We start from the raw sequence: 23,911 nt of genomic DNA on the forward strand, positions 1-23,911 counted from the left end.
CTGCGGGGCCTGCGGCCGGGTTCTCCGCCCGCGGCTCGGGCACCGCGTCCGCGGCGGGCGCCTCGGCGGCCCGCGGCGGTCCGGCGGGCGGCTGAACCGCGGCGGCGGGCGCCACCGGCGGCGCGGCGGGCACGCCGGGAGGAGTGGCGGGAGAGGCCGCGGGCGGGGCGGCAGGGGGCACCGCGGGGACCGCCGGCGGGGTCGCCCGCTGCGGCGGGCCGGCCGGCGCCGGGGGCGTCGGCGGCTCCGCGGGCGCCAGCGGGTACGAGGTGGCGGTGGGCGGCGTCGCCGGAGGAGCGGGGACCGCCGGCTTGGCCGGCGGGAAGGCGGGCGGCGCGGACGGCGGAGTGGTGGGCGGCGCGGACGGCGGCGCGGGCATGACGGGCGGCTGCGGGCCGGCCGGGGTCTCCGCGTCGAGCAGCTGTACGGCGTGGCGCCCGAGCTGCGCGACGAGGCTGCCCGGCAGCCAGGGCTCGTCGGCGTCCTCCGCGCCCTCGGGCCCGGCCGTGCGCTCCAGGAGCTGCTCCAGGGTGGGCCGGGCGGCCGGGTCCTTGTTCAGACAGTCGGTGACCAGCTCGCGCAGCCCCTCGGGGAGCCCCTGGAGGTCGGGTTCCTCCTGCGCGATGCGGTACATCACCGCGTGCACCCCGCTGTCGGTGGTGCCGAAGGGCTGGCGGCCGATGGCCGCGAAGGCGAGCACCGAGCCGAGGCAGAAGACGTCGCTGGCGGGGGTGACCCGCTCGCCGCGCACCTGCTCGGGCGACATGAAGCCCGGCGAGCCGACCACGGCGCCGCTGCGGGTGAGGATGCCGTCGGTGACGGTCTCCAGGGCCCGCGCGATGCCGAAGTCGATGACGCGCGGCCCGTCGATCGTGATGAGGACGTTGGAGGGCTTCAGGTCACGGTGGATCAGATTCGCGCCGTGGATGGACTGGAGCGCCTTGGTCAGGCCGTGGCCCAGGATCCGTACCGACCGCTCGGGCAGGGGACCCGATTCGGCCACGATCGAGTGCAGGGAGGGACCGGCGATGTAGCCGGTGGCCACCCAGGGCGTGGCGGCCTCGGTGTCCGCGTCGAGCACGGGGGCCGTCCACTCGCCCCCGACCCGCTGCGCGGCCCGCACCTCCTGCTTGAAGCGACGTCGGAATTCGGCCTGCTGCGCGAGTTCCGTCTGGACGAGTTTGACCGCGACCGTGCGGCCGCGTGGCGAGTGGGCCAGGAACACCCGTCCCATGCCGCCCGCTCCCAGCCGCCGGATCAGCCGGTACTCGCCGATCCAGCGAGGGTCCTCGGCCCCCAGGTCTTCCATGCGTCGCTGTCCTTCCCCTGTTCCCCTGATCAGCCCCTCGCCAGAGAATAGAGGGGGCTGAGAGCGAAGTGGACGACGCGTGGGATCCGTTATCGGTTCCGTATCTGACCGTGCTGATCCTCCAGAGCCTCCACGGCCTCCGACAGCCGCCGCAGCGCGTCCGCGACGGCCGCGAACTCCGCCTGTCCGCCCAGCTGTTCGCACAGCTGTCCGGCGAAGCCCCGGTGGCCTGGACTGATCGCTCGTACGGCGGCGCGGCCTTCGGCGGTCGGGGCGAGCAGTTTGGCGCGGCGGTGCGCGGGGTTCGGGCGGTATTCGGCCAGTCCGTCCGCGACGAGCAGATCCGCGACGCGCTGCACGCTCTGCCGCGTGATGCCCATGACCCGCGCGATCTGGGCCACGCTCAGCGGCTCCCCCACCACGGCCCCGAGCACCTGCCATCGCGCGGCGGTCAGCCCCACGGGCCGGGCCAGCCGCTCGGACACGGCGAGGAACTGCCCGCCCAGCCGGAAGACGGCCAGCGCCGTCCGGCTGAGCAGGGCGGGCGCGGTGTCCGCGGGCTGGGCCGCCCTCCGCTCGGCGCTCTCGCTCATCGCAGCTGCGCCGCCTGAAGTACCTCGAAGGCGCTCGCGTCCGAGGCGGAGAAGAGCCGGAACCAGGCGTCGAGCACCTCGGGCTCGTACACGTCCAGCCGGGCCAGGATCTCCCGGGCGAAGGCGACCGGCTCCGTCGGCCCGGCCGTGATCAGGTCGCCGGACTCGTCGGTGACCGCGTCCGCCTCCCGGTAGTGGTCGCCGCCCTTGTAGCCGGTGGCGGCCAGGTAGGGGGCGGCGGCGCTGGTGTGGGCGCGGTCGTCCAGCAGGCCCTCGCGGGCGAGGCCCGCGGTGGCCCCGCAGATCGCCGCGACCGGGACGCCCGCCTCCAGGAAGGTCCGCGCCGCCCGCGCGAAGGGCGCGTTCCGGTCGCCGGCGTCCCACAGGCTCGCGCCCGGCAGGACCAGCATCGCGCTGTGCTCGGGCCGCAGGTCCTCCAGGGCCAGGTCGGGCTGGAGGCGCAGCCCGCCCATCGTGGTCACCGGCTCGCGGCGCTCCGCGACGGTCACCACGTCGATGCCGGGGCGGGGCGGCCGGTGGAGGGAGGTGTCGCGCAGATACGCGGTGGCGTAGCCGAACTCCCAGTCGGCGAGCGTGTCGTAGACGGCCACATGCACGGTCCTGCGTTCCATGGCTGCTCCTCGTCCCCGGGCCCGCCTCGGTGCGGCGTGCCGACTGGATGACAGCAGGCTGTCGTATCGACAGCAGACTGTCAAACAAGGCCGGGTCAGGGGCCGGCGCTCCCGCCCGGCAGTCTGTCCACGCGCCCGGCCAGCGCCCGACAGCCTGTCGGTGCCGCGCCGCCGTGCCCGGTCCGTACCCTGGGCCCCACCGACCTGCGAGCGATCAGAGGTACGAACGTGTCCGCACTGCCCGCGCAGCCCGCCCCGACCCCCAGCCCCACGCCCGACCCCGCCACCGGTGCCGCCGTCAAGGCGATGGACCGGGCCCACGTCTTCCACTCGTGGTCCGCCCAGGGGCTCATCGACCCGCTCGCCGTCGCGGGCGCCGAGGGCGCGTACTTCTGGGACTACGACGGGAACCGCTACCTCGACTTCTCCTCCCAGCTGGTCAACACCAACATCGGCCACCAGCACCCCAAGGTCGTGGCCGCCGTGCGGGAGCAGGCCGCCAAGCTGTGCACCATCGCGCCGGGCTTCGCCGTGGACGTGCGGTCCGAGGCGGCACGGCTGATCGCCGAGCGCACCCCCGGCGACCTGGACAAGATCTTCTTCACCAACGGCGGCGCCGAGGCCGTGGAGAACGCCGTCCGCATGGCCCGGCTGCACACCGGCCGGCCCAAGGTGCTGTCCGCCTACCGCTCGTACCACGGCGCGACCGCCGCCGCGATCAACCTGACCGGCGACCCGCGCCGCTGGCCCTCCGACACCGCCTCGGCCGGAGTCGTCCACTTCTGGGGGCCGTTCCTCTACCGCTCGCCCTTCCACTCCGCCGACGAGCGGCAGGAGTGCGAGCGCGCGCTGGCGCACCTGGAGGAGACCATCGCGTTCGAGGGCCCCCAGTCCATCGCCGCGATCATCCTGGAGACCGTCCCCGGCACGGCCGGGATCATGGTGCCGCCGCCCGGCTATCTGGCCGGGGTCCGCGAGATCTGCGACCGCTACGGCATCGTCTTCGTCCTCGACGAGGTCATGGCGGGCTTCGGCCGCACCGGCCACTGGTTCGCCGCCGACCACTTCGGCGTCACCCCGGACCTGCTGACCTTCGCCAAGGGCGTCAACTCCGGTTACGTCCCGCTCGGCGGCGTCGCCATCAGCGCCAGGATCGCCGCCGACTTCGACCAGCGGCCCTACCCCGGCGGCCTCACCTACTCCGGCCACCCGCTCGCCTGCGCCTCCGCCGTCGCCACCATCAACGCCATGGCGGAGGAGGGCATCGTGGAGAACGCCGCCGAGATCGGGGAGAAGGTCATCGGCCCCGGGCTGCGCGAGATCGCCGAGCGCCACCCGTCCGTCGGCGAGGTCCGCGGTCTTGGCGTGTTCTGGGCGCTCGACCTCGTCAAGAGCAAGGAGACCCGCGAGCCCCTGGTCCCGTACAACGCGAGCGGCCCGGCGAACCAGCCCATGGCCGAGTTCGCGGCGGCCTGCAAGCGCGGCGGGCTGTGGCCCTTCGTGAACATGAACCGCACGCATGTGGTCCCGCCGTGCACCATCACCGAGGCCGAGGCCAAGGAGGGCCTGGCGATCCTCGACGAGGCCCTGTCCGCGGCCGACGCCCACACCGTCTGACGGCTCATCGGGCGTCACGGTGTAGACCACTCCAGCCACTCTGCGCACTTCGCGCAACGGCCCTCGCATATCGTGATGCGAGGGCCGTCCGCATCCGTACGACACGACGGCCGCGGAAGGAGACGGTCATCGATGCCCGTGCCCGGCACCAGCCCGGTCAAGCGCAACACCCTGCGTCAACAGATCGCCGAGGCGCTGTGCGACGAGGTGCTCGCGGGCAGACTCCCGGCCGGCCGGCAGTTCACCGTCAAGGAGATGGCCGACCAGTACGGCGTCTCCGCCACCCCCGTCCGCGAGGCCCTGCTCGACCTGTGCTCCCAGGGGCTGCTGGACGTCGAGGAACACCGCGGCTTCAAGGTCCACGAGTTCACCTTCGAGGACTTCCGGCACATGCTCAACGCCCGCAACATGGTGGTCGAGGGCGTCTTCCGGCAGTGCGTCGAGGACACCCTGCGCAGCATGACCCCGCAGGCCCTGGCCTCGGTGCGGCGCCGCGCCGACGAGGCCGAGCGCGCCGCGCGCTCCGGCGACCTCGACATACTCATCGGCTACGACCTGCGCTTCTGGCGCGAGCTGTGCGGGCTCGTCGGCAACCCGTACATACTCGACTTCCTCCAGCGGCTGCGGGTCCAGTCCTGGGTCTTCACCGTGCCGTATCTGCGGCGGGTGCCGGATCTGCGCGGGCAGCTGTGGGCCGGGCACGGCGAGCTCACCGCGGCCGTCACACGCGGCGACGCGGAGGCCTCCGAGCGGCTGATAGCCGCGTACAACGCGCACTCCCTCGCTCTGATCGAGCGACTGGTCACCGGCGGCGGAAAGGGATGAGCCGCCGGGAAGGAATGAGCCGCCGCCCCGCGGGGAGGCGACGCGCGACACCCGCCCGCGAATGTGACGGGCGACACACAACCCGGCGCGGGTCCGCGGTGGTCCCCTACATGTGCTGCACACTTCGCCCGCCCGCCCTCCGGCCCTGGCCATCGGCCCCGCCGCGCCCGCTCCCGGCCGCGGCGCCGTCGATCTGACCGTGGTCGTGCCCGCGTACAACGAGGAGCACCGGCTGCCCCGGACCCTCGACACGATCTGCCGCTATCTGCGTTCCTCGCCCGGCCGCCACGCCGAGTGGGAGCTGATCGTCGTCGACGACGGGTCCAGCGACGCCACCGCGGCCGTCGTCCGCCGGGCGGCCGAGGCCGAGCCGCGCATCCGGCTGCTGACCCCGCCCGCCGCGTCCCCCACCGCCGGTTCCTCCGCGCGCAACCACGGCAAGGGCCACGCGCTGCGCCTGGGCGTGCTCGCCTCGCGCGGGCGCCGGGTGCTGCTGACCGACGCCGATCTCGCCACCCCCATCGAGGAGTTGGCGCCGCTGCACGACCGGCTCGACGCGGGCTCCGCCGCGGCGATCGGCTCCCGCGCCCACCCCGAGGCGCTGATCGAGGTGGACCAGCACCCGCTGCGCCGGCTGGCCGGCCGGGCGGGCAACCGTCTGATACGGGCGGTCGCCCTGCCCGGCGTCCGCGACACCCAGTGCGGATTCAAGCTCTTCGACGGCGACCGGGCGCGCGCGGCCTTCGGCCGGTCGCGGCTCGACGGGTGGGGCATCGACGTGGAGATCCTGCGCGCTTTCCGCCGCGAGGGCTGGCCGGTCGCCGAGGTGCCGGTGCGCTGGGCCCACCAGGAGGGTTCCAAGATCCGGCCGCTGGACTACGGACGGGTGCTCCTGGAACTGCTGCGCCTCGCGCGGCGGGGCGTACGGGAGCGGATCGGCGCCGGCGACCGGGCCGTACTCCTCGCCTATCTGCTGCTGTCGGTGCTGCTCTACAAGGGGCTGTGGGCGCACGTCGGGCACCGCTACCTCGTCGACAGCGGGCAGGACCAGAACCAGTGGGAGTGGTTCTTCGCGGTCACCGCCCACCATGTCCTCGGGCTCGACGACCCGTTCTTCACCGGCCTCCAGAACGCCCCGCTCGGGGTCAACCTCATGGCCAACACCGCCATGCTCGGGCTCGCCGTGCCGCTCGCGCCCGTCACCGCGCTCTTCGGGCCGGGCGCGACCTGGACGCTGGTGCTGACCTGCGGGCTGGCCGGGACCGCGGCCGCCTGGTACTGGCTGCTGCGCAAGCGGTTCGTACGCGCCCGCCGGGCCGCCGCGCTCGGCGGCGCCCTGTGCGCCTTCGCCCCGCCGATGATCTCCCACGCCAACGCGCACCCCAACTTCGCGGTGCTGTTCATGATGCCGCTGATCATCGACCGGCTGCTGCGGCTGTGCGAGGGCACCCGCGTCAGGCGCGACGGGGTGGTCCTCGGCCTCTTCCTCACCTACCAGGTCTTCCTCGGCGAGGAGGCGCTGCTGCTCGCCGCCCTGGGCCTCGTCCTCTTCGCGGCCGGCTACGCGGCCGCGCGCCCCGCCCGGGCGCGGGCGGCGCTGCGCCCGCTGGCCCGGGGGCTGGCCGTCGCGGTCGCGGTGTGCGTGCCGCTGCTCGCCTATCCGCTGCTGTGGCAGTTCTTCGGCGACCAGAGCTACCACAGCGTGCTGCACGGCCCGGCCGGCAACTCCCCGCGCGCGTTCGTGGAGTTCGCCGGCCGCTCGCTGGCCGGGCACCAGGCCACCGCCGACGCGCTGGCGATGAACCGCACCGAGCAGAACGCCTTCTTCGGCTGGCCGCTGCTCGCCCTGACCGCCGTCGTGGTGGTGTGGCTGTGGCGGGACCCCCGGGTGCGGGCGCTCGGGTGGGTGGCCTTCGCGGCGTCCGTGCTCTCCCTCGGGCGCACCATCCCGGTGCCCTGGACGGGGATCACGCTGCCCGGGCCGTGGCGGGCGCTCGCCCACCGGCCGCTCTTCGAGTCGGTCATCGAGTCGCGGGTGGCGATGGCGGCGGTGCCCGCGCTCGGCATCCTGCTGGCCCTGGCCTGCGACCGGCTGTGCGCCTCCGCCCCCGCCGGGCCGGACGGCGACGGCGGTGCCGCTGGGCCGGGCGGCGGTGCCGGCGGTGGCCGGGGGCTGCGGATCGCCGGATGGGCCGCCGTGACCGCCGCCCTGCTGCCCCTCGCGCCCACCCCGTTCACCACCGCCGACCGCGTCCCCGTCCCGTCCTTCATCGCCGACGGCACCTGGCGGGCGCACGTGCCCGAGGGCCACACCCTCGTCCCCGTACCGCTGCCCAGCCCCGGCGACGCCGAGGCCCTGCACTGGCAGACCACCGCCGGGCTCGGCTTCCCGCTCCCCGGCGGCTACTTCAACGGCCCCGACGGCCCCGAGCGGACCGGCGTCTACGGCCCCCAGTACCGCTTCACCTCCGCCCTCCTCGCCGAGGTCAGCCGCACCGGACGGGTCCCGCGCATCCGCCAGGAGCAGCGCCGCGCCGCCCGCGAGGACCTCGAGTACTGGCGGGCGGGCGCGGTCGTGCTCGCCCCGCAACCGGGGGACGAGGCGCTGCGTGTCACCGTGGAGCGGCTGCTGGGCTGGCAGGGGGAGTGGATCGGGGGAGTGTGGGTGTGGGACGTGCACGGAGGGATGTGAGGAAGGACGGGCCCGGGGGTGGTGCGGCCGGGGGCGGGGCTCAGGACCGGGCGGAGGGCCGGACGGGGAACCAGGCCGCCGACCGGGCCACCGATCAGGCCGCCGACCAGGCCGCCGACCGGGCCGCCGACCGGGCCGAGGACGAGGCGGAAGCCGAGCGGGCGTACACCGCGTACGTCTCCGCGAGGCTGCCCGCGCTGCGCCGCGTCGCGCACCTGCTCTGCAAGGACCCGCACCGCGCCGACGACGTCGTCCAGGCCGCCCTGACCAAGCTGTACGTCCACTGGCGCCGCGCCCGCGCCGCCGACGACCTGGACCGCTACGTCCACACCATCCTCGTCCGGTGCTTCCTCAACGAGCAGCGCCTCGGCTGGGCCCGGGTCGTCCGCCTCTCGGGCGCGCCGCACGAGACGCCGGGGCTGCCGCCCGTCGCGGGCGTGCCGGACATCGAGACGCGCACGGTCGTGCACACCGCGCTCTCCCGCATCCCGGCGCGCCAACGCGCCGTGCTGGTGCTGCGGTTCCTGTGCGACCTGCCGGTGGCCGAGGTGGCGGCGGTCCTCGGCTGTTCCGAGGGAAACGTGAAGAGCCAGACCGCGCGGGGCCTCGCCCGGCTGCGCGGACAACTCGGCGGGCACCCGCTCGCCTCGATGCCATCCGTGGACCAGCGCTTGGGGAAGGAGTAGCCGCCATGCGGGACGACGACGAGCTGGCACGGGAGGCGGCGCGGCTGCTCTCCCCGCTGCGCGGTCTCGAACCGGGCCCCGGGGCGCCGGGCGTGGACGTGGCCCGGGCCCTCAGCCGGGGCCGGCGGCGGGCGCGTGCGCGCCGGGCGGCGCTGCCCGTGGCGGCGGGGCTGGTCGTCGCGCTGGTGGCCGTGGCGCTGGCCCTGGCCGCGCGCCTGCTGCCCGGCCCCGCCACGCCCCCCGCCGGGCCCGGCCCGGACCGCCCCACGACGACGAGCACCGCGCCGACCGGGACGGCGTCGCCCAGCGGGACGGCCCCGTCCAGCGGGACGGCGTCGCCCAGCGGGAACTCGTCCGGCCCGACCGAACCGACGGGATCAGCGGACTCCAGCCAACCGCCACCCAGGTCACCCAGCACCTCACCGGACACCTGGTCGAACACCTCCCCCGGCATGTCCCCGACCACCCCGACGGGCGGGTACACGCCGCCGACGAACCCGTCCGGGACGACAGCGACCACCGTCACGCCCCCCTGACGTACAGGGCCCTTCGCGCGGCGTACGGGGAGCATTACGCTGGGCCGACCACTGCCCGTACGGATACGAGAGTGAGATCGCGTGGCCTGTGACCTCTGGCTGGTCCCCCTCGTCGATGTGCTGTGCCACAGCCCCGACAACCCCTTCGCGGAGGAACTCGCGGCCTACGACAAGGCACTCGGGGACGCCGGTCTGCCGCCCGTGCCCGTCTTCGGCTACATGCCGGGCCTGTCCGGGGACGTCGCCCCGGTCGCGGCCTTCGACTACGACGCGCTGCACTTCCTCCGCCGCGCCTATCTGCTGCAGGTCTGCGGGCTGGCCGTCACGCCGGTGGACGAACTCGGCGGCGACTACGAGCAGTTGCTGGAGATGTTCGAACCCACGGCCCAGCAGTCCCACCTGGTGTGGCACTACGACCACGCCGGCGCCTACGTCCCCGTCGACTTCGAACACCCGCTGTCCAACGACGAACTCCTCGAGGGCGGCGGCCCCCTGGGGTCCAGCCACGGCCTGCTGAGGGAGCTGGAGGCCGTCGCCCCCGCGCTCGGCATCGACCCCCACAACCCCCCGGCCACCCCCGCGCCCCCGGCCCGCCCCACCACCCTGGAGGAACCGGCCGCACCCATTCCGTACGAGGACAGCCCCTTCGCCCGCGAGCGCCATGTCTGGCTGGGCCTCCACGCGGCGGCCACCCGCAGCCTCGGCCAGGGCTCGATGATCGTCTTCAGCTGAGCGGGGAGCCGGGGCCGGCCGGGGCGGGCCGGGTGGCGGAGCCCGAGGGGCGGCGCCGCTCGGCCGGTTTATTCGATCGTCCCGCGCTCGTGGGGCACGTTAGGTTGCCGGGATGTCCGAACTGCGCACCGATCGTCTTGTGCTCCGCGAGTGGCGGGAATCCGACCTCGCCCCATGGGCGGCCCTGAACGCCGACCCCGAGGTCCGCGAGTACTTCCCGGGCGTCCTCACGCGGGAGCGGAGCGACGCGTCAGTGGCCCGCTTCCAGGCCGACCTCGACCGGCGGGGCTGGGGGTGGTGGGCCGTGGAGGTGAGGGCCACCGGGGAGTTCATCGGCTTCACCGGGCTCGATCCGGTGGACGAGGGCATGCCGTTCACCGGAGTGGAGGTCGGCTGGCGGCTGGCCCGCCCGTACTGGGGACACGGCTACGCCACCGAGGCCGCCCTGGCCGCCGTGGACCACGGCTTCGAGGCCCTCCGCCTGCCGGAGATCCTCGCCGTCACCACGGCCACCAATCTCCGCTCCCAGGCGGTGATGCGCCGCATCGGCATGACCCGCGACCCGGCCGACGACTTCGACGACATGACCGTGCCCGAGGGCCCGCTGCGCCCGAGCGTCGTTTATCGCCTGCGCCGGGAGGACCGTCAGTAAGCTTGATGGTTCAAGGGGGGATGCGTGATGAGACTGTGGGTGACCCTGCCGCCGGAGCCGGGGGAGCGGGTGCTCTGCGTGAAGACCGGGGCCGTTCTGATCCCTGGCACCGGCCTCGCGCTGATCGGCGGTCTGCTCGTGCTCACCAACCGCCGCGTGTACCACGGCCCGTTGAACACCAAGCTCGCGGGCCAGTTGTTGAGCACGGTGGCCGGTTCGGCGGCGCCGACGGGCGTCGACAGGGCGATCGAGCTGATCGTCGGGTGGGCGAACAAGGCGCGGGCCGTGCGGCTTGAGGACATCACCTCGGTCGGGGCGACCGGCCGGACGGTGCTGCACATCACCACGCGGGACGGCAGACGCCGACGCTTCGGGATCGCCGCCAACTGGCGCACGCCGGTGTGGTCGCGGCACAACATCGCCCACCGGAACGAGATGGTGGCGGCGATCCAGTGGGCGGTCCAGCAGGCCCCTCGGACCGGCTGACCCGGGCGTTTCCGCTACCGGGGCGGTGCCGCCGGGCGGTCCGGCTACCGGGGCGGCTCCGGCGGGCGCTGGCGGGGCATGTTGGGGCGGGTGGTCGGCTGGAGGGGGAAGCGGTTCGCGGGGGAGCCGCCCTCGGGGCGGGAGCCCTGGGCCACCAGGGCCTGGGTGAACAGGGGCGCGGAGCCGGATCCGAAGTCCACCATCCAGCCGGCGGTCTCGGTCCGTACGAGTTCCGAGATGTCCTCGCAGAAGCGGCGCAGCACGGCGAGGCAGCGCTCCACGGCCTCGGCCGCCGTGCCCTCGGTCGGGCCGAGCACCTCGCGCACGCTCTCCGACGCCCAGTCGAACTGCAGCGTCTCCAGACGTCGTTGCACGGCCTGTGCCGTGGCGACGTCCCGCATCCAGCCCGAGGTCAGCCCGAAGAACCGGTCGCACCCGACGCACGCGGCGGCGATCAGCAGCACCAGGCAGCCCCACCCGGCCCCGCCGCCCAGCACCCCGTTGAGATCCAGCAGCGGCAGTATGGCTCCCACGACCCCCATGACGGCCGCCCCCACCCGCAGCGCCCGGGCGACCCGCCGCTTCCACACCCGGTCGGCGAGGTACCACTTCGCGACCTGCAGCGCGCCTTCCTCGACCCACTGGTACAGCTCGTCGAGGCGCTCGGCGGGCTCGCCCCAGTCGCCGTGCGGGAAGGGCCGACCGAGCAGGTCCCCCTGCTTCTTCGGGCCTTCCTGTCGAGGGAGCCCCTCGGGCTGCATCTCCGGCTGACTCACCCGTGCCACTCCCTCTGGGGCTTCATGTAGTCGCTGCACCTCTCTTGGCGCGCGGCCGATGCGGAACCACCTTACCTACCGCCAAACGGCTGGCCACGCGGCCGAGATGGCAACATAACCGCCCGTACGAGGTGTGTCATCCGCTATAAGAGCGTCCGCTCCCTCACCCGAAAGAGTGCCGGGGTCGGGCGGTGACGTTCTCACCCCAGCGACCGGTCCGCCACACACGACACATGCTCCTCGACCGGCGAACCTACCCGGCGCCGCCCGCCCCGTCCCCCGGCGACCGGGGCACCAGGCGGTCATCAGCCTCATCAACTCACCAGGCCCATCAGGCCAAGACGAACACCACTTCCTCGATCTCCTCGCCCCGCGCGTTCGCGAATCCGCGCTCCCTGCCGGCCGCCACGAATCCGCACTTCTCCAGGACCCGGATCGAGCCACCGTTGTCCGCCGCCGCCCGGGCGTACAGCGGACGCTCCGGCACGGCCCTGAGCAGCTCCCGCAGCGCGGCGGTGGCCGCCCCCCGGCCCCAGTACTCCCGCCCGATCCAGTACGTGACCTCGCGCTCCTCGGCCGGGCCGAACACGGCGGCGTGCCCGACGACCTCACCGCGCTCGCCCACCACGGTGCGCAGGACGACCGCCGGGTCCCGGCGGTTCCGCGCCCAGTGGGCGTCGAAACGGGCGCGGTCCGAGGGGTCCTCGGCGGTGAACGCCGCCATATGGATCCCCTCGGGCTCGTTCATCTGAGCCCAGAAGACGGCCAGGTCCTCGTCCCGGACCTCGCGCAGCGTCACCCGCGTCGAGGGCTTGCCGACCTCCTTCGCCACCCGCTCCAGCCGGCCCCGGTACTCCTCCCACCACGCCTGGTCGCCCGGCGCCATGTTCTCGCCGCCGGGCCGCATGCCGACGGTCCCGTCGATCAGTTCCCTGACGATGTCCGCGTGACCCGCGTGGCGGTGGAGATCGGTGAGCACATGCAGCACGATCTGCTGGAGCGTCACCTCGCGGTGCTCCTCGGGCCACCACGACACACGACCGGGCGCGTCGAGCGGCAGCGCCTCGATCGTCGCGTCGGCCTGCTTCGCCACGCGGTGGTACAGCCCGACGATGTCCTCGCGCGACTCCTCGGCGGTCGCCCACATGTCGGCGTTGGGCTCGGCGTCCTCCGCCATCCAGGGCAGCGGCTCGTCGAACGACCGCCCGAACACATCGCCGAAGTAGACCTTCTCCACGCCGGCGGCGTGTTTGACCAGCCCCAGCAGATTGGTGCCGGTCGGTGTCAGCGGGCGGCGGATGTCGTACTCGGAGAGCCCGTCGAGCTTCCACAGCAGGGCCTCGCGGGCCCGGCGCAGGTAGTGGTGGAGCCTGGCCTTCACGGCCGATTCCAGTGATTCCAGCATGCGCCGGATCCTCCCACCCGGCACCGACAACGCTGATCGAACACCTGCTCGCCCGCGCGCTCTACGGGGCGGGTGAGCACGGGCCGCCGGTGAGGCGCAGGAGCGTCTCGCCCGTGGAGTACAGCTGGATCAGCAGCGGCCGGAGACGGCCGCGAGTGCCGCCTCGACCGGGCGATCCAAGTGTAATGCTGGTGTACACTAGTGGCATGTCGGCTACATATCCGATCGCAGAAGCCCGAGGCCGGCTCGGCGAACTCGCTCGTCGAGCCGCTCAACACGAGCACATCACCCTGACTGACCGGGGTGTTCCTACGGCTGTCCTGATTTCGCCCGCCGAGCTCGAAGACCTTGAGGACGCCCTCGCTCTCGCGCGCATCGAGCGTGATCGTGCCCTTGGCCGCAGCGAGGCCCCGATCCCGCACAATGAGGCGCGACGCGCCCTTCTTGAGGCAGCCGGACGGAGCGAGTGAGCTGGCAGGTGGTGTGGGAACCCGCAGCTCTCGATGCCGCTGCTGGCCACCTGAAGGTCGATCCCCGCAGTGTTGACGACCTCCTGCGAGCCACCGGCAAGCTAGCCGAGAACCATCGGCCCGAAGGTTCCCGCCCGTGGGGCACTGAGCATCGCCGCCTGCGGCACGGGCCCTGGCGCATCCTGTACCGCCTTGACCGGGACGCTCACACGCTCCACATCGAGCACATCGGCTACGCGGGCGCCTGATCACGCCCGCCCGGCCGCCGGACGAGGGCGGCCGGGCCCCCGGCGCGGAGGGGGCGGGCGGCGAGGCAATAGGCTGCATACCGTGAAGGTCCTCGTCATCGGCAGCGGCGCCCGCGAACACGCCCTGTGCCGCGCACTGTCCCTCGACCCCGACGTCAGCTCGCTGTACTGCGCACCCGGCAACGCCGGCATCGCGGAGATCGCCGAGCTGCACACCGTCGACGCGCTCGACGGCGCGGCCGTCGCCGAGCTGGCCGTCTCCCTGGAGGCGGGGCTGGTGGTGGTCGGTCCGGAGGCTCCGCTGGTGGCGGGGGTGGCGGACGCGGTGCGGGCGCGGGGGATCCCGGTGTTCGGGCCGTCGGCGCAGGCCGCCCAGCTGGAGGGGTCGAAGGCCTTCGCGAAGGACGTGATGGCGGCGGCGGGCGTGCCCACCGCCCGGGCCTACGTCTGCACCGACGAGGCCGGGATCGACGCGGCGCTGGACGCCTTCGGCCCACCGTACGTCGTCAAGGACGACGGGCTGGCGGCCGGCAAGGGCGTCGTCGTGACCAGCGACCTCCAGGCAGCCCGCGAGCACGCGCTGGCCTGCGGGCGCGTCGTGATCGAGGAGTACCTGGACGGCCCCGAGGTGTCGCTGTTCGCGGTCACGGACGGTGAGACGGTCGTCCCCCTCCAGCCCGCCCAGGACTTCAAGCGCGCCCACGACGGCGACGAGGGCCCGAACACGGGCGGCATGGGCGCGTACTCCCCGCTGCCGTGGGCGGACCCCAAGCTGGTCGACGAGGTGCTGGCGACGGTGCTGCAGCCGACCGTGGACGAGCTGCGCCGCCGGGGGACGCCGTTCTCGGGGCTGCTGTACGCGGGGCTGGCGATCACCTCGCGCGGGGTGCGGGTGATCGAGTTCAACGCGCGCTTCGGCGACCCGGAGACCCAGGTGGTGCTGGCCCGGCTGAAGACGCCGCTGGCCGGTGTGCTGCTGGCCGCCGCGACCGGGCGGCTGGACTCGCTGCCGCCGCTGCGCTGGAGCGACGGTGCGGCGGTGACGGTCGTGATCGCCTCGCACAACTACCCGGGGACGCCCCGTACGGGTGACCCGATCACGGGCCTGGACCAGGTGGCCGAGCAGGACGCGCCCAAGGCGTACGTGCTGCACGCGGGCACCAAGCGGGACGCGGCCTCGGGTGACGTGGTGAGCGCGGGGGGCCGGGTGCTCTCGGTGACGGCGACCGGGTCGGATCTCGCCAAGGCCCGGGAGCGGGCGTACCGCGCCGTCGCCCGCATCGGCCTGGACGGCTCCCACCACCGCTCGGACATCGCCGCCAAGGCGGCGCGGGAGGCCGGGCCCGAGGCGACCTCGGCCTGAGACCGGGTCGAGGAGCGGTCGAGAAAGGGCCGAGAAAGGGCCGAGAAAGGGCCGAGGGGCGGTCGAGGAGCGGTCGAGGGGCACCTGTAAGGGCCCAGAGAGTTCCTTGAGAAGTTCCCGGTTCTGGCCAAGGCCATTCCATCGGGTGAGCCCTCCCTGCATCCTGCTGACGCACGCGCGGGCCCCAACTACTGTGCCGCTCAGACGCGGTGCGGCAAGTGGCCCACCGGCATTGCGGCGCGGGCGGCCGGTGCGACAGTGGGGGGAGTAAGGGCACAACACCACCGTCGTCCGCTGTTCACACATCGGCTGGGCAGCAGGGGGTGATGGAACCGTGGCAGGTCCGGAAGAAGGCGCGCAGGCAGCTCGTGCCCGCGCCCTCGCGGTGCTGCGGATCCGTGGCGCCGCGCTCGCGGTCGCGCTGCTCCCGGCGGCGGCCGCCGTGGTGCTGCTGGTCGGCGGCGCCACCGGCCGCATCGGTGGCTCGCACGACGAGGGCTGGACCGCCGTCCGCTGGGCGGTGGTCGCCGGGGCCGTGGTGGTCCTGCTGCTGGCGGCCGCCGTGGCGGCCGTGGTCGTACGGGCCAGGCCCGCGCTCAGCCCGACCGTGCCGATCGCCGAGGAGACGGCCCCGGACCTGTATCGCCTGGTCCGCGACCTGGCCGAGCGCCTGGAGGTGCCCGCCCCGTCCGCCATAGCGCTCACCCCGGACTGCGACAGCTGGCTCGAGGACCGTACGCACCGGGCGCACGGCGGCAGGAGACGTACGGCCGGGGCGGGCGGCGGGCGGGCGCCGGTCGCCCCCGTGCTGGTCATCGGCTCGCCGTTCCTGTGGTGGATGCGGGTCGGCGAGCTGCGCGCCCTGCTCGCGCCCGTGGTCGCGGGCACCGGCCCGTCCGTGCACCCCGACATAGCGGCCGCCCGCCGCTTCGTGCGCGGGCTGGACGCCGCCGTGGCCGTCGCCGCCCTGGGCGGCCCCGCGCGCCCCGCGCCGCGCCGTGGAACGCCCGGGGCCGCCGTCGCGGCGCTCGGGCGGGCGGTGCGCCGCCCCGCCCTCGCGTTCCTCGGCTGGATCGCCCGGCTGCTGCTGCGCGGCTGCCGGGACCACGCCGCCGAGATGGAGCGTGCCGTGGCCGCCGCCGCCTCCGAGCGCGCCCAGGCCGTGGACTACGGGCTGCGGATCGTGGCCCAGGAGCAGGTCGGGCTGGCGTACGCGGGGTGGGACCGGCTGCTGACGAGGGTCGCGCTGCCCGCCTGGCGGATGGGCCGCTGGCCGTCCCGCCTGGACGCGGGCGTGGTGTCGGCCCTCACCGAGCTGTCCCGCCGCGACCGGCTGGCCGAGGGGTTCGCCTCCCGGCTCAGCGAGCGGCCCGCCTGCGACCTGCTGGAGGAGCCGGGGCTGATCGACGAGGCGACGTCCCTGCTGGCCGCCCGGCTGTTCCACGGCGGACCGAGCGAGCCGGGCCCGGACTGGTCCCCGGTCGACTGGGGCGCGTATCCGGAGGAGGTCGTGGACCGCAAGTGGCGGCTGGAGGCCGCCCGGCTGCACCGAGTCCTCGACGAGCAGCCCCACCCCGACGCCGAGCCCGCCCCCGTGCCCCCTGAGCCTGCGCAGCCCGCCCCCGCGCAGCCCGACCCTGCGCCGCCCGGCCCCGTGGCGGCCGGCTGTGTGGCACCCGAGCCCGCCGCGCCCACCCTCGCCCGGGTCATGGAGCGGCTCACCGCCGCCCCCGACCGGGCCCCCACGGGGGAGCTCGGCGAGGAGGTCGCGGTCCTGCTGAGCGTGGAGCTGGCCCGCGAGGAGGCCCTCCACCGGGCGGAGACCCGCGCCCGGGGCCGGGCCGGCGGCCGCGCGGGGGAGGGGCCGGCGTCCGGCGGCGGTGACCTGTGGATCGACGGCTGCGCGCCGCTGTTCCCGCCGCAACCGCCCCGTACGGGTCGTGAGCTGCTGGCCGACCACGTCACGGCCATGGTGTGCTGCGCCGCCATAGACACGGCGGGCGCCGCGCCGGGGCTCGACTGGCTGGACGGGCCCGCGCTGCTGGTCGGCGGGCGGCGGCGGGCGGACCTGGCGTATCCGGTGCTGAGCCTGGTCGAGGACGGCGACGCGGAGCCGCTGCGCGCCTGGCTCGGCGAGGTGGGCGTACGGGCGGAGAAGCCGGTCCGGCTGGTGTGACCCCCTCTCGGGCGACCCCGGGGCGGGCCGCGTAAATCGTGGTCCGCGCGGTTGACACCCAGGTGTGAACGCAAAGGGTCTGGGTTCGGCAAAGTCGCGACGATCAGTGATGGAATAGGTGCGCAATGTGATGTGCTGGAGGCGGTGGTGAAAGGCCGGGGGACGCAGGGAGGGGACCAGTCGTGGACGCCAGGGAACCGGTCCGGCGCTGGGAGTCGGGAGCGCTCGCCCACGCGGTGACGGGCCCCTTCGGCCAGGGCCCCCTGCCGTGGCTGCGGGGCAGGCAGACCTACTTCGGCGATGGCCGCCTGGTCCCGTGGTACGTGGACCAGGACCCGGCCACAGGAGCCACGGCGGCCACAGCAGTCACCAGCGTCACGGGAGGCCAGGAGGCCGCCGAGGGCCCCGGCCAGGGCCCGTCCATCCGGACCGCCGACGACGTCCACCGCCAGATCAAGGGCTTCGCCTCCGCCTCCGCCGCCGCCCCCGGCGAGTCCATCGACTTCAGGATCACCGTCGACCCGCCCCAGCAGTTCAGCGTCGACGTCTACCGCATCGGCCACTACGGCGGCGACGGCGCCGCCAAGATGACCAGCAGCCCGCGCCTGGCCGGCATCGTCCAGTCGCCCCCGCTCACCGCCGACCGCACCGTCTCCTGCCACCACTGGTGGCTGTCGTGGCGGCTCCAGATCCCCTCGTACTGGCACGCCGGCGCGTACGTCGCCGTCCTGACCACCGCCGACGGCTACCGCAACCACATCCCCTTCACCGTCCGCGACACCCACCCCGCCGATCTCCTGCTCGTCCTGCCGGACATCACCTGGCAGGCGTACAACCTCTACCCCGAGGACGGCCGGACCGGCGCCAGCCTCTACCACGCGTGGGACGAGCGCGGCCGGCTGCTCGGCGAGTCGCAGGCCGCCGTCACGGTCTCCTTCGACCGGCCGTACGCGGGCGCCGGGCTGCCCCTGCACATCGGCCACGCGTACGACTTCATCCGCTGGGCCGAGCGCCTCGGCTACGACCTGGCGTACGCCGAGTCCCGCGATCTGCACGCGGGCCGCGTGGACCCCACCCGCTACCGCGGCCTGGTCTTCCCCGGCCACGACGAGTACTGGTCGGCGCCGCTGCGGCGCAGCGTCGAGAGGGCCCGCGACAGCGGCACCTCGCTGGTCTTCCTCTCCGCCAACACCATGTACTGGCAGGTCGGCCTCGTGGACTCGCCCTCCGGCCCGGACCGCCTGCTGACCTGCCACAAGCGCCGCGGCCCCGGCCGCTCCGCGCAGTGGCGGGAGACCGCGCCCGAGCAGCAGCTCCTGGGCATCCAGTACGCGGGCCCGGTGCCCCAGCCGGCCCCGCTGATCGTGCGGAACGCGAGCCACTGGCTGTGGGAGGCGACGGGCGCGGACGAGGGCGACGAGCTGCCCGGCCTGGTCGCGGGGGAGGCCGACCGCTACTTCCCGCGCACCTGTCTGCCCGAGCACCTGCGCCGGATCCTGCTCGCCCACTCCCCGTACCGGGACGCCGGGGGCGTCACCCGGCACCAGGACACCTCGCTGTACCGCGCCCCCAGCGGCGCCCTGGTCTTCGCCTCCGGCACCTTCGCCTGGACCCCGGCCCTCGACCGGCCCGGCCACACCGACGTACGGGTGCAGCGGGCCACCGCCAACCTTCTGGACCGCATCTGCAAACGGGACTGAGCCCGGCCCCGAGCAGGACCGGAGCCGAACCGGAGCGGGGCTGAAAGCCGCAGGCCACGCCCGGTGTGCCCCGCCTCGGTCGCGGGCCGGGGCGTGGGGCAGAATCGTGGGGTCCTTGGACAAACCCACCAGGAGGAACCGTGTCCGGATTCGTGGAGAAGCCCGAGCCGGTGGAGGTCCCGGGCCTTGTGCACCTGCACACAGGCAAGGTGCGCGACCTCTACCGGAACGAGAGGGGCGACCTGGTCATGGTCGCCAGCGACCGGATGTCGGCCTTCGACTGGGTGCTGCCGACCGAGATCCCCGAGAAGGGCAAGATCCTCACCCAGCTCTCCCTGTGGTGGTTCGACCAGTTCATCGACCTGGTGCCCAACCACGTCCTGTCCACCGAGGTGCCCGAGGGCGCCCCCGCCGACTGGGCGGGCCGCACGCTGGTGTGCCGCTCGCTGCGGATGCTCCCGGTGGAGTGCGTGGCCCGCGGCTATCTGACCGGCTCGGGCCTGGCCGAGTACCGGGAGAGCCGGACGGTGTGCGGGATCGCGCTGCCGGAGGGCCTGGTCGACGGCTCCGAGCTGCCCTCCCCGATCTTCACCCCGGCCACCAAGGCCGAGGTCGGCGAGCACGACGAGAACGTGCCGTACGAGGAGGTGGCCCGCCGGGTCGGCGCCGAGACCGCCGCCCAGCTCCGCCAGGCCACGCTCGCGGTCTACAACCGGGGCCGTGACATCGCCCGCGACCGGGGGATCATCCTCGCCGACACCAAGTTCGAGTTCGGCTGCGCCGACGCCGAGGGCGGCTCGGACGGGGAGGAACTGATCCTCGCCGACGAGGTGCTGACCCCCGACTCCTCCCGCTTCTGGCCCGCCGACCAGTGGCAGCCCGGGCGCGCGCAGCCGTCCTTCGACAAGCAGTTCGTCCGCGACTGGCTGACCTCCCCGGCCTCCGGCTGGGACCGCCACGGCGAGCAGCCGCCGCCCCCGCTGCCGGAGGAGATCGTGGAGCGGACGCGGGCCAAGTACGCGGAGGCGTACGAGCGCCTGACCGGCACCCGCTGGTCCTGACCCGCTCCCGCCCGCCGGGCCCCCTTGCGCCGGGGCCCGGCCGCGGGGGCCCCGCGGTGCGGGGCAGCGGCAGCACGACGAAGGCCCTGGCCGATACGGCCAGGGCCTTCCTCACAGAGCGGACGACGAGGCTCGAACTCGCGACCTCAACCTTGGCAAGGTTGCGCTCTACCAACTGAGCTACGTCCGCATGCGCCGCGTCTTCCGTCCGATCGGGGCGGATTCCGTCCGGCGCGCATCCACTATAACCAAACCCGCGACGGGGGAACTACCTCGTGGCCCGCCAGGGCCCCCGTTCCCGCCATCAGCCGACGTCATGGGGCCGGAACTGGATGCTGATCCGCGCCCCCGTGGCCCGGGTGCTCTTGGGGATCGCGTGCTCCCAGGTCCGCTGGCAGGAGCCGCCCATCACGATCAGATCGCCGTGTCCGAGCGGCCGCCGCACGGCGGGCCCGCCGCCGCGCGGGCGCAGCGTGAGGTCGCGCGGCGCGCCGACGGACAGGATGGCGACCATGGTGTCCTGGTGGGCGCCCCGGCCGAGCCGGTCGCCGTGCCAGGCCACGCTGTCCCGGCCGTCCCGGTAGTAGCAGAGCCCGGCGGTGGTGAACGGCTCGCCGAGCTCGGCGGCGTAATGCGCGGAGAGCGCGGCGCGGGCCTCGTCCAGGACGGGGTGCGGCAGCGCGTCGCCCGCGCCGTAGAAGGCGAGCAGCCGAGGCACGGCCACCACCTGGTCGTACATGTGCCGCCGCTCCGCCCGCCAGGGCACCTCCTCGGCGAGCCGCGCGAACAGCGCGTCGGCCCCGCTCAGCCACCCCGGCAGCAGATCGATCCACGCCCCGTCGCCGAGCACGGTCCGGCGGAGACCGTCCAGCGGGCCGAGACGGATGTCGTCGGTCTGGTCGAAGAGCGAGCCCTGGAGGTACGGGGGCATGGGTCCAGGATAACCGGCGTACCGAATACCTGTGCGATTTGATGGTTCGACTGCGGGCGGCGTGGGCCCTGGGTTACGGTCCGCGCATGGCTGAATTCGTACTGGTGGCGGGCGCATGGCTGGGGGCGTGGGCGTGGGACGAGGTGATGCCGGAGCTACGGGCGGCCGGGCACGGCGCCCATGCGCTGACGCTGTCCGGGCTCGCCGAGAAGCGCGGCGTGCCGGCCGGGCAGCGGACGCATGTGGCGGACATCGTCGGCGAGGTGGAGCGGCTCGATCTGCGCGATGTCGTCCTCGTCGGCCACAGCTACTCGGGCATCCCGGCCGGCCAGGCCGCCGAGCGGATCGGCGACCGGCTGGCGCGGGTGGTGTTCGTCGACTCCAATGTCCCGGCGGACGGGGAGTCCTTCGCCTCGCGCTGGTGGCGGGGCGCGGCGGAGTTCGCGGCGGCACTCGCCGGGAACGGCGGCTTCTGGGCGCCTCTGACCGCGGCCGAGTGCGCCGGCCAGGGCCTCACCGACGAGCAGATCGCCCGGTTCGTCGGCGGCGCGACACCCCACCCGGGCGCCTCCCTGACCGAGCCAGCCGAGCTGACGCGCCCACTCGGCGAGCTTCCGGCGACATACGTCAAGTGCCTGCTCGACGGGCCCGAGCCGAGCGACGACGTGGCGGAGCTGCTGAAGAGCGAGCGCTGGCGGCTGGTCGAGCTGGACACCGGCCACTGGCCGATGTTCTCCCGGCCCCGGGAGCTGGCCCGCATCCTGACCGAGGCGGCCGCCTGGAGCGGGCCGCCGGATCGAACCGCTGGCTCCGGCAGCTTGACCTCACCGCTGGTTTCAGGCCGCTAGGGTCCGTCTTCAAAGGGGGCGCCCTGCTCACGACGCCTGGCACGGCACCTCGCTGCGTTGTCGGAGTCGCCCGAGTACGCCCAGTACGAGGGCGATCCTCCGCCTTGCGATGCACCGCACCAGACGCCGCTCGCGGCCGGACGCCCCCTTTGAAGACGGACCCTAGATCCAGCCCCGCTCCCGCGCCATACGGGCCGCCGCGTGCCGGTTCTCGGCCGGGATCTTGGACGCGGCCGAGGACAGGTAGTTGCGCACCGTCCCCTGGGAGAGCCCGGCCCGCTGGGCGATCTCCGCGATGGACGCCCCGTCCGCCGCCAGCTCCAGCAGCTCCGCCTCCCGCGCGGTGAGCGGGGAGTCGCCCGCGCTGATCGCGTCGGCCGCCAGGTCGGGGTCGATGTAGCGGTTGCCGCCGTGCACCGTACGGATGATCTCGGCCAGCCGCCGGGCCGACGCGGTCTTGGGCAGAAAGCCCCGCACCCCGGCCTCCAGCGCCCGCTTGAGGTGGCCCGGGCGGCCGTGGCTGGTGACGATCATGGCGCGGCAGTCCGGCAGCTCGGACCGTAGCGAGGCGGCCACCGACACCCCGTCCGCCCCCGGCATCTGCAGGTCGAGCACCGCCACATCGGGCCGGTGCGCCCGCGCCATCGCCAGCGCCTCGGGCCCGGACGCGGCCTCCGCGACGACCAGCAGGTCCTCTTCGAGCGACAGCAGGGCGGCCAGGGCGCCCCGGATCAGATGCTCGTCGTCCGCGAGCAGCACCCGGATCGGGGATGTCCCGCTCATACGCCGCCCCCTTCGCGCCCCTGGCGTCCCTCGCGCCCTTCCCGTCCTTGCCGCCCCTCGCGCCCCTCGCGCCCCGGGTCCGCGGACAGCGGGAGCTCGGCCCGCAGCCGGTACGTCCCGCCCTCCCCGGGTCCTGACCACAGCGTGCCGCCGAGCGGCGCCAGCCGCTCCCGCAGCCCCTTGAGCCCGTTCCCAGCGGTGCCCGCAGTGCCCGCGGACGCGGATGTGCCCAGGTCCGAGACCCCGTCATTCTCCATGACGAGCACCGCCGTACGGCCCCCGTCCGCCGTCCGGCTCAGCGCGACCCGCACCGTGCAGCGGGCGGCCTCCGCGTGCCGCAGGACGTTGGTCGTGCCCTCGCGCACCACCCACCCGAGCGCCGACCGCACCGCCGCCGGCAGCCCCCCGGCCCAGCCCCCGCCCCCGCCCTCACCCCCGCCCTCATCCACGCCCCCGTCCCCGCCCGGGTATTCGATCCGGCAGTCGACGCGGGCCGCCCGCAGCAGCGACCGCGCACCCGCCAGCTCCACCTGCAGATCCGCCCCCCGGTAGCCGCGCACCACGTCCCGCACCTCCCGCTGAGACTCCTGCGCGATCCGCTGCACCTCCGCCATCTGCTCGGCGGCCTCCGGCCTCCCGCGCCGCGCCAGTTGCACCGCCAGCTCGCTCTTGAGCGCGATCACCGCCAGGTTGCGGCCCATCACATCGTGGAGATCCCGGCCGAACCGCAGCCGCTCCTCCGCCACCGCGAGCCGCGCCTGCACCTCCCGGCTCGCGTCCAGCTCCCACATCACCACCAGCATCCAGATCGAGCTGCGCACCGTGAACAGGGCCAGGGCGGCCATCAGAAGCACCGCGAAGGCGGAGCCCACCACCATGAAGGGGCCCTCCCCGGCGACGGCCAGCGCCGCGAGCGTCGCCGCGCCGATCCCCGCGTGCAGCAGGATGAAGGCGCGTACGGACAGCAGCAGGGCGGACGAGAGGGAGAACGGCAGCGTGTTCATCGTCACCGCCGTCATGAACGCCGAGCCGTCCGGCGCCCCCACCGTGGACAGGACCGCCACCCCCACCCCCTGCCCCGCCACCATCGGCACGGTCGCGAGCGCCAACAGCCCCCACGGCACCTCCCGCTCGCGCCGCCGGTGTTCGATCCCCCGCCGCAGCAGCGGGATCGCCAGCACGCTCTGGACCGCCGAGAGGCCGAGCTGCGCCCAGGCCAGCCCGCCGGCCACGCCCTCGTCCCGGAGCCTGCCGGGCAGCGGCCCCGCCATGACGACCAGCATGATCCAGGGCAGCGCGTACAGCGTCCACCGCGTGAGCAGCTCCACGCGCACCTGTCGGCTGCGCCGCCGCCATCGGCGTATCACCGGTCCCCCATCTCCTGTGTTTT

23 protein-coding genes, 1 tRNA gene and 1 pseudogene are annotated in these 23,911 nt (G+C 74.3%); 15 read left to right on the forward strand and 10 right to left on the reverse strand.

From position 1 onward, the window contains the following. From BBH68_RS14870 to BBH68_RS14880, 3 genes are all read right to left on the reverse strand, one after another. A partial coding sequence (locus BBH68_RS14870; protein ID WP_141713003.1) for a serine/threonine-protein kinase occupies positions 1–1,309 on the reverse strand: 1,309 nt, incomplete at its 3' end. A gap of 89 nt (positions 1,310–1,398) precedes the next feature. Further along, positions 1,399–1,902 carry a MarR family winged helix-turn-helix transcriptional regulator gene (locus BBH68_RS14875; protein WP_065962555.1) on the reverse strand — a complete coding sequence of 168 codons (504 nt, stop codon included), beginning with the start codon at positions 1,900–1,902 and terminating at the stop codon, positions 1,399–1,401. After that, positions 1,899–2,534 carry a DJ-1/PfpI family protein gene (locus tag BBH68_RS14880; RefSeq protein WP_065962558.1) on the reverse strand — a complete coding sequence of 212 codons (636 nt, stop codon included), beginning with the start codon at positions 2,532–2,534 and terminating at the stop codon, positions 1,899–1,901. The genes BBH68_RS14875 and BBH68_RS14880 overlap by 4 nt, the downstream gene beginning before the upstream one ends. A gap of 228 nt (positions 2,535–2,762) precedes the next feature. Here BBH68_RS14880 and BBH68_RS14885 point away from each other — a divergent pair, with 228 nt between their 5' ends. The 8 genes from BBH68_RS14885 (at position 2,763) to BBH68_RS14920 (ending at position 10,760) form a co-directional block, all read left to right on the forward strand. Next, the gene (locus BBH68_RS14885) at positions 2,763–4,151 is read left to right on the forward strand and encodes an aspartate aminotransferase family protein (protein ID WP_281182482.1); all 1,389 of its coding nucleotides are present in this window, start codon (positions 2,763–2,765) and stop codon (positions 4,149–4,151) included. A 132-nt stretch (positions 4,152–4,283) separates the two neighbouring features. After that, complete coding sequence (locus tag BBH68_RS14890) at positions 4,284–4,976, forward strand: GntR family transcriptional regulator (protein WP_065962559.1); 693 nt, start codon at positions 4,284–4,286, stop codon at positions 4,974–4,976. A gap of 112 nt (positions 4,977–5,088) precedes the next feature. Next, positions 5,089–7,668, forward strand: coding sequence for a dolichyl-phosphate beta-glucosyltransferase (locus tag BBH68_RS14895; RefSeq protein WP_079151002.1), 2,580 nt, complete (start codon positions 5,089–5,091; stop codon positions 7,666–7,668). Beyond that, on the forward strand, positions 7,665–8,354 hold the full coding sequence (locus BBH68_RS14900) for a SigE family RNA polymerase sigma factor (protein WP_245738066.1): 690 nt from the start codon (positions 7,665–7,667) through the stop codon (positions 8,352–8,354). The genes BBH68_RS14895 and BBH68_RS14900 overlap by 4 nt, the downstream gene beginning before the upstream one ends. Before the next feature lie 5 nt (positions 8,355–8,359). After that, complete coding sequence (locus tag BBH68_RS14905; RefSeq protein WP_065962560.1) at positions 8,360–8,890, forward strand: hypothetical protein; 531 nt, start codon at positions 8,360–8,362, stop codon at positions 8,888–8,890. Positions 8,891–8,971: 81 nt separating this feature from the next. After that, the gene (locus BBH68_RS14910; protein WP_065962562.1) at positions 8,972–9,622 is read left to right on the forward strand and encodes a hypothetical protein; all 651 of its coding nucleotides are present in this window, start codon (positions 8,972–8,974) and stop codon (positions 9,620–9,622) included. Positions 9,623–9,734: 112 nt separating this feature from the next. Continuing rightward, positions 9,735–10,274, forward strand: coding sequence for a GNAT family N-acetyltransferase (locus tag BBH68_RS14915; RefSeq protein WP_065962564.1), 540 nt, complete (start codon positions 9,735–9,737; stop codon positions 10,272–10,274). A gap of 27 nt (positions 10,275–10,301) precedes the next feature. Further along, positions 10,302–10,760 (forward strand): hypothetical protein, encoded by a 459-nt coding sequence (locus BBH68_RS14920; protein ID WP_141713004.1) that lies wholly within the window; start codon positions 10,302–10,304, stop codon positions 10,758–10,760. Positions 10,761–10,804: 44 nt separating this feature from the next. Here the strand turns inward: BBH68_RS14920 and BBH68_RS14925 are convergent, their stop codons facing one another. The 3 genes and pseudogenes from BBH68_RS14925 to BBH68_RS14935 form a co-directional block, all read right to left on the reverse strand. Further along, the gene (locus BBH68_RS14925) at positions 10,805–11,536 is read right to left on the reverse strand and encodes an SLATT domain-containing protein (RefSeq protein ID WP_076970882.1); all 732 of its coding nucleotides are present in this window, start codon (positions 11,534–11,536) and stop codon (positions 10,805–10,807) included. A gap of 331 nt (positions 11,537–11,867) precedes the next feature. Continuing rightward, positions 11,868–12,368 (reverse strand): GNAT family N-acetyltransferase, encoded by a 501-nt coding sequence (locus tag BBH68_RS43110; RefSeq protein ID WP_281182483.1) that lies wholly within the window; start codon positions 12,366–12,368, stop codon positions 11,868–11,870. Next, positions 12,351–12,941: pseudogene (locus tag BBH68_RS14935) on the reverse strand (DinB family protein); the annotation flags it as partial. The pseudogene BBH68_RS14935 and the gene BBH68_RS43110, both read right to left, overlap by 18 nt. A 206-nt stretch (positions 12,942–13,147) precedes the next feature. On the opposite strand from BBH68_RS14935, the gene BBH68_RS39330 reads away from it, so the two are divergent. The 6 genes from BBH68_RS39330 to BBH68_RS14960 all read left to right on the forward strand — a co-directional run bounded on the left by BBH68_RS39330 (position 13,148) and on the right by BBH68_RS14960 (position 19,959). After that, positions 13,148–13,411, forward strand: a complete 264-nt coding sequence (locus BBH68_RS39330) for a type II toxin-antitoxin system prevent-host-death family antitoxin (RefSeq protein ID WP_076970883.1) — start codon at positions 13,148–13,150, stop codon at positions 13,409–13,411. Next, on the forward strand, positions 13,408–13,659 hold the full coding sequence (locus BBH68_RS14940) for a type II toxin-antitoxin system RelE family toxin (protein WP_065962573.1): 252 nt from the start codon (positions 13,408–13,410) through the stop codon (positions 13,657–13,659). The genes BBH68_RS39330 and BBH68_RS14940 overlap by 4 nt, the downstream gene beginning before the upstream one ends. Positions 13,660–13,741: 82 nt before the next feature. Continuing rightward, positions 13,742–15,022: a phosphoribosylamine--glycine ligase gene (gene purD, locus BBH68_RS14945; protein WP_065962575.1), complete on the forward strand. Its 1,281-nt coding sequence runs from the start codon at positions 13,742–13,744 to the stop codon at positions 15,020–15,022. Between the two features lie 334 nt (positions 15,023–15,356). Then, positions 15,357–17,198 carry a hypothetical protein gene (locus BBH68_RS14950; protein WP_065962578.1) on the forward strand — a complete coding sequence of 614 codons (1,842 nt, stop codon included), beginning with the start codon at positions 15,357–15,359 and terminating at the stop codon, positions 17,196–17,198. A gap of 182 nt (positions 17,199–17,380) precedes the next feature. After that, on the forward strand, positions 17,381–18,898 hold the full coding sequence (locus tag BBH68_RS14955) for a N,N-dimethylformamidase beta subunit family domain-containing protein (RefSeq protein ID WP_065962579.1): 1,518 nt from the start codon (positions 17,381–17,383) through the stop codon (positions 18,896–18,898). 140 nt (positions 18,899–19,038) lie between these two features. Then, a complete protein-coding gene (locus BBH68_RS14960) occupies positions 19,039–19,959 on the forward strand; it encodes a phosphoribosylaminoimidazolesuccinocarboxamide synthase (RefSeq protein ID WP_065962583.1) in 921 nt (306 codons plus the stop codon). 117 nt (positions 19,960–20,076) lie between these two features. Here BBH68_RS14960 and BBH68_RS14965 read toward each other — a convergent pair. Next, positions 20,077–20,149, reverse strand: a tRNA-Gly gene (locus tag BBH68_RS14965). A gap of 114 nt (positions 20,150–20,263) precedes the next feature. Beyond that, complete coding sequence (locus BBH68_RS14970; RefSeq protein ID WP_065962585.1) at positions 20,264–20,890, reverse strand: alpha-ketoglutarate-dependent dioxygenase AlkB; 627 nt, start codon at positions 20,888–20,890, stop codon at positions 20,264–20,266. Positions 20,891–20,976: 86 nt separating this feature from the next. On the opposite strand from BBH68_RS14970, the gene BBH68_RS14975 reads away from it, so the two are divergent. Continuing rightward, positions 20,977–21,738: an alpha/beta fold hydrolase gene (locus BBH68_RS14975; RefSeq protein ID WP_065962588.1), complete on the forward strand. Its 762-nt coding sequence runs from the start codon at positions 20,977–20,979 to the stop codon at positions 21,736–21,738. A gap of 162 nt (positions 21,739–21,900) precedes the next feature. Here BBH68_RS14975 and BBH68_RS14980 read toward each other — a convergent pair whose 3' ends face one another. Further along, positions 21,901–22,521: a response regulator transcription factor gene (locus BBH68_RS14980; RefSeq protein ID WP_065962589.1), complete on the reverse strand. Its 621-nt coding sequence runs from the start codon at positions 22,519–22,521 to the stop codon at positions 21,901–21,903. Continuing rightward, positions 22,518–23,849, reverse strand: coding sequence for a sensor histidine kinase (locus BBH68_RS14985; RefSeq protein WP_245738067.1), 1,332 nt, complete (start codon positions 23,847–23,849; stop codon positions 22,518–22,520). Before BBH68_RS14985 ends, BBH68_RS14980 begins: the two co-directional genes overlap by 4 nt. Positions 23,850–23,911 lie beyond the last annotated feature (62 nt).

The sequence above is a fragment of the Streptomyces sparsogenes genome, from assembly GCF_001704635.1.
Taxonomy (GTDB): domain Bacteria; phylum Actinomycetota; class Actinomycetes; order Streptomycetales; family Streptomycetaceae; genus Streptomyces; species Streptomyces sparsogenes.

Bases quoted from the DNA above. Each gene is read 5' to 3' on its own strand.
- BBH68_RS14875 (WP_065962555.1), bottom strand. From the start codon at position 1,902: ATGAGCGAGAGCGCCGAGCGGAGGGCGGCCCAGCCCGCGGACACCGCG.
- BBH68_RS14880 (WP_065962558.1), bottom strand. From the start codon at position 2,534: ATGGAACGCAGGACCGTGCATGTGGCCGTCTACGACACGCTCGCCGAC.
- BBH68_RS14890 (WP_065962559.1), top strand. From the start codon at position 4,284: ATGCCCGTGCCCGGCACCAGCCCGGTCAAGCGCAACACCCTGCGTCAA.
- BBH68_RS14905 (WP_065962560.1), top strand. From the start codon at position 8,360: ATGCGGGACGACGACGAGCTGGCACGGGAGGCGGCGCGGCTGCTCTCC.
- BBH68_RS14915 (WP_065962564.1), top strand. From the start codon at position 9,735: ATGTCCGAACTGCGCACCGATCGTCTTGTGCTCCGCGAGTGGCGGGAA.
- BBH68_RS14920 (WP_141713004.1), top strand. From the start codon at position 10,302: ATGAGACTGTGGGTGACCCTGCCGCCGGAGCCGGGGGAGCGGGTGCTC.
- BBH68_RS39330 (WP_076970883.1), top strand. From the start codon at position 13,148: ATGTCGGCTACATATCCGATCGCAGAAGCCCGAGGCCGGCTCGGCGAA.
- BBH68_RS14970 (WP_065962585.1), bottom strand. From the start codon at position 20,890: ATGCCCCCGTACCTCCAGGGCTCGCTCTTCGACCAGACCGACGACATC.
- BBH68_RS14975 (WP_065962588.1), top strand. From the start codon at position 20,977: ATGGCTGAATTCGTACTGGTGGCGGGCGCATGGCTGGGGGCGTGGGCG.
- BBH68_RS14980 (WP_065962589.1), bottom strand. From the start codon at position 22,521: ATGAGCGGGACATCCCCGATCCGGGTGCTGCTCGCGGACGACGAGCAT.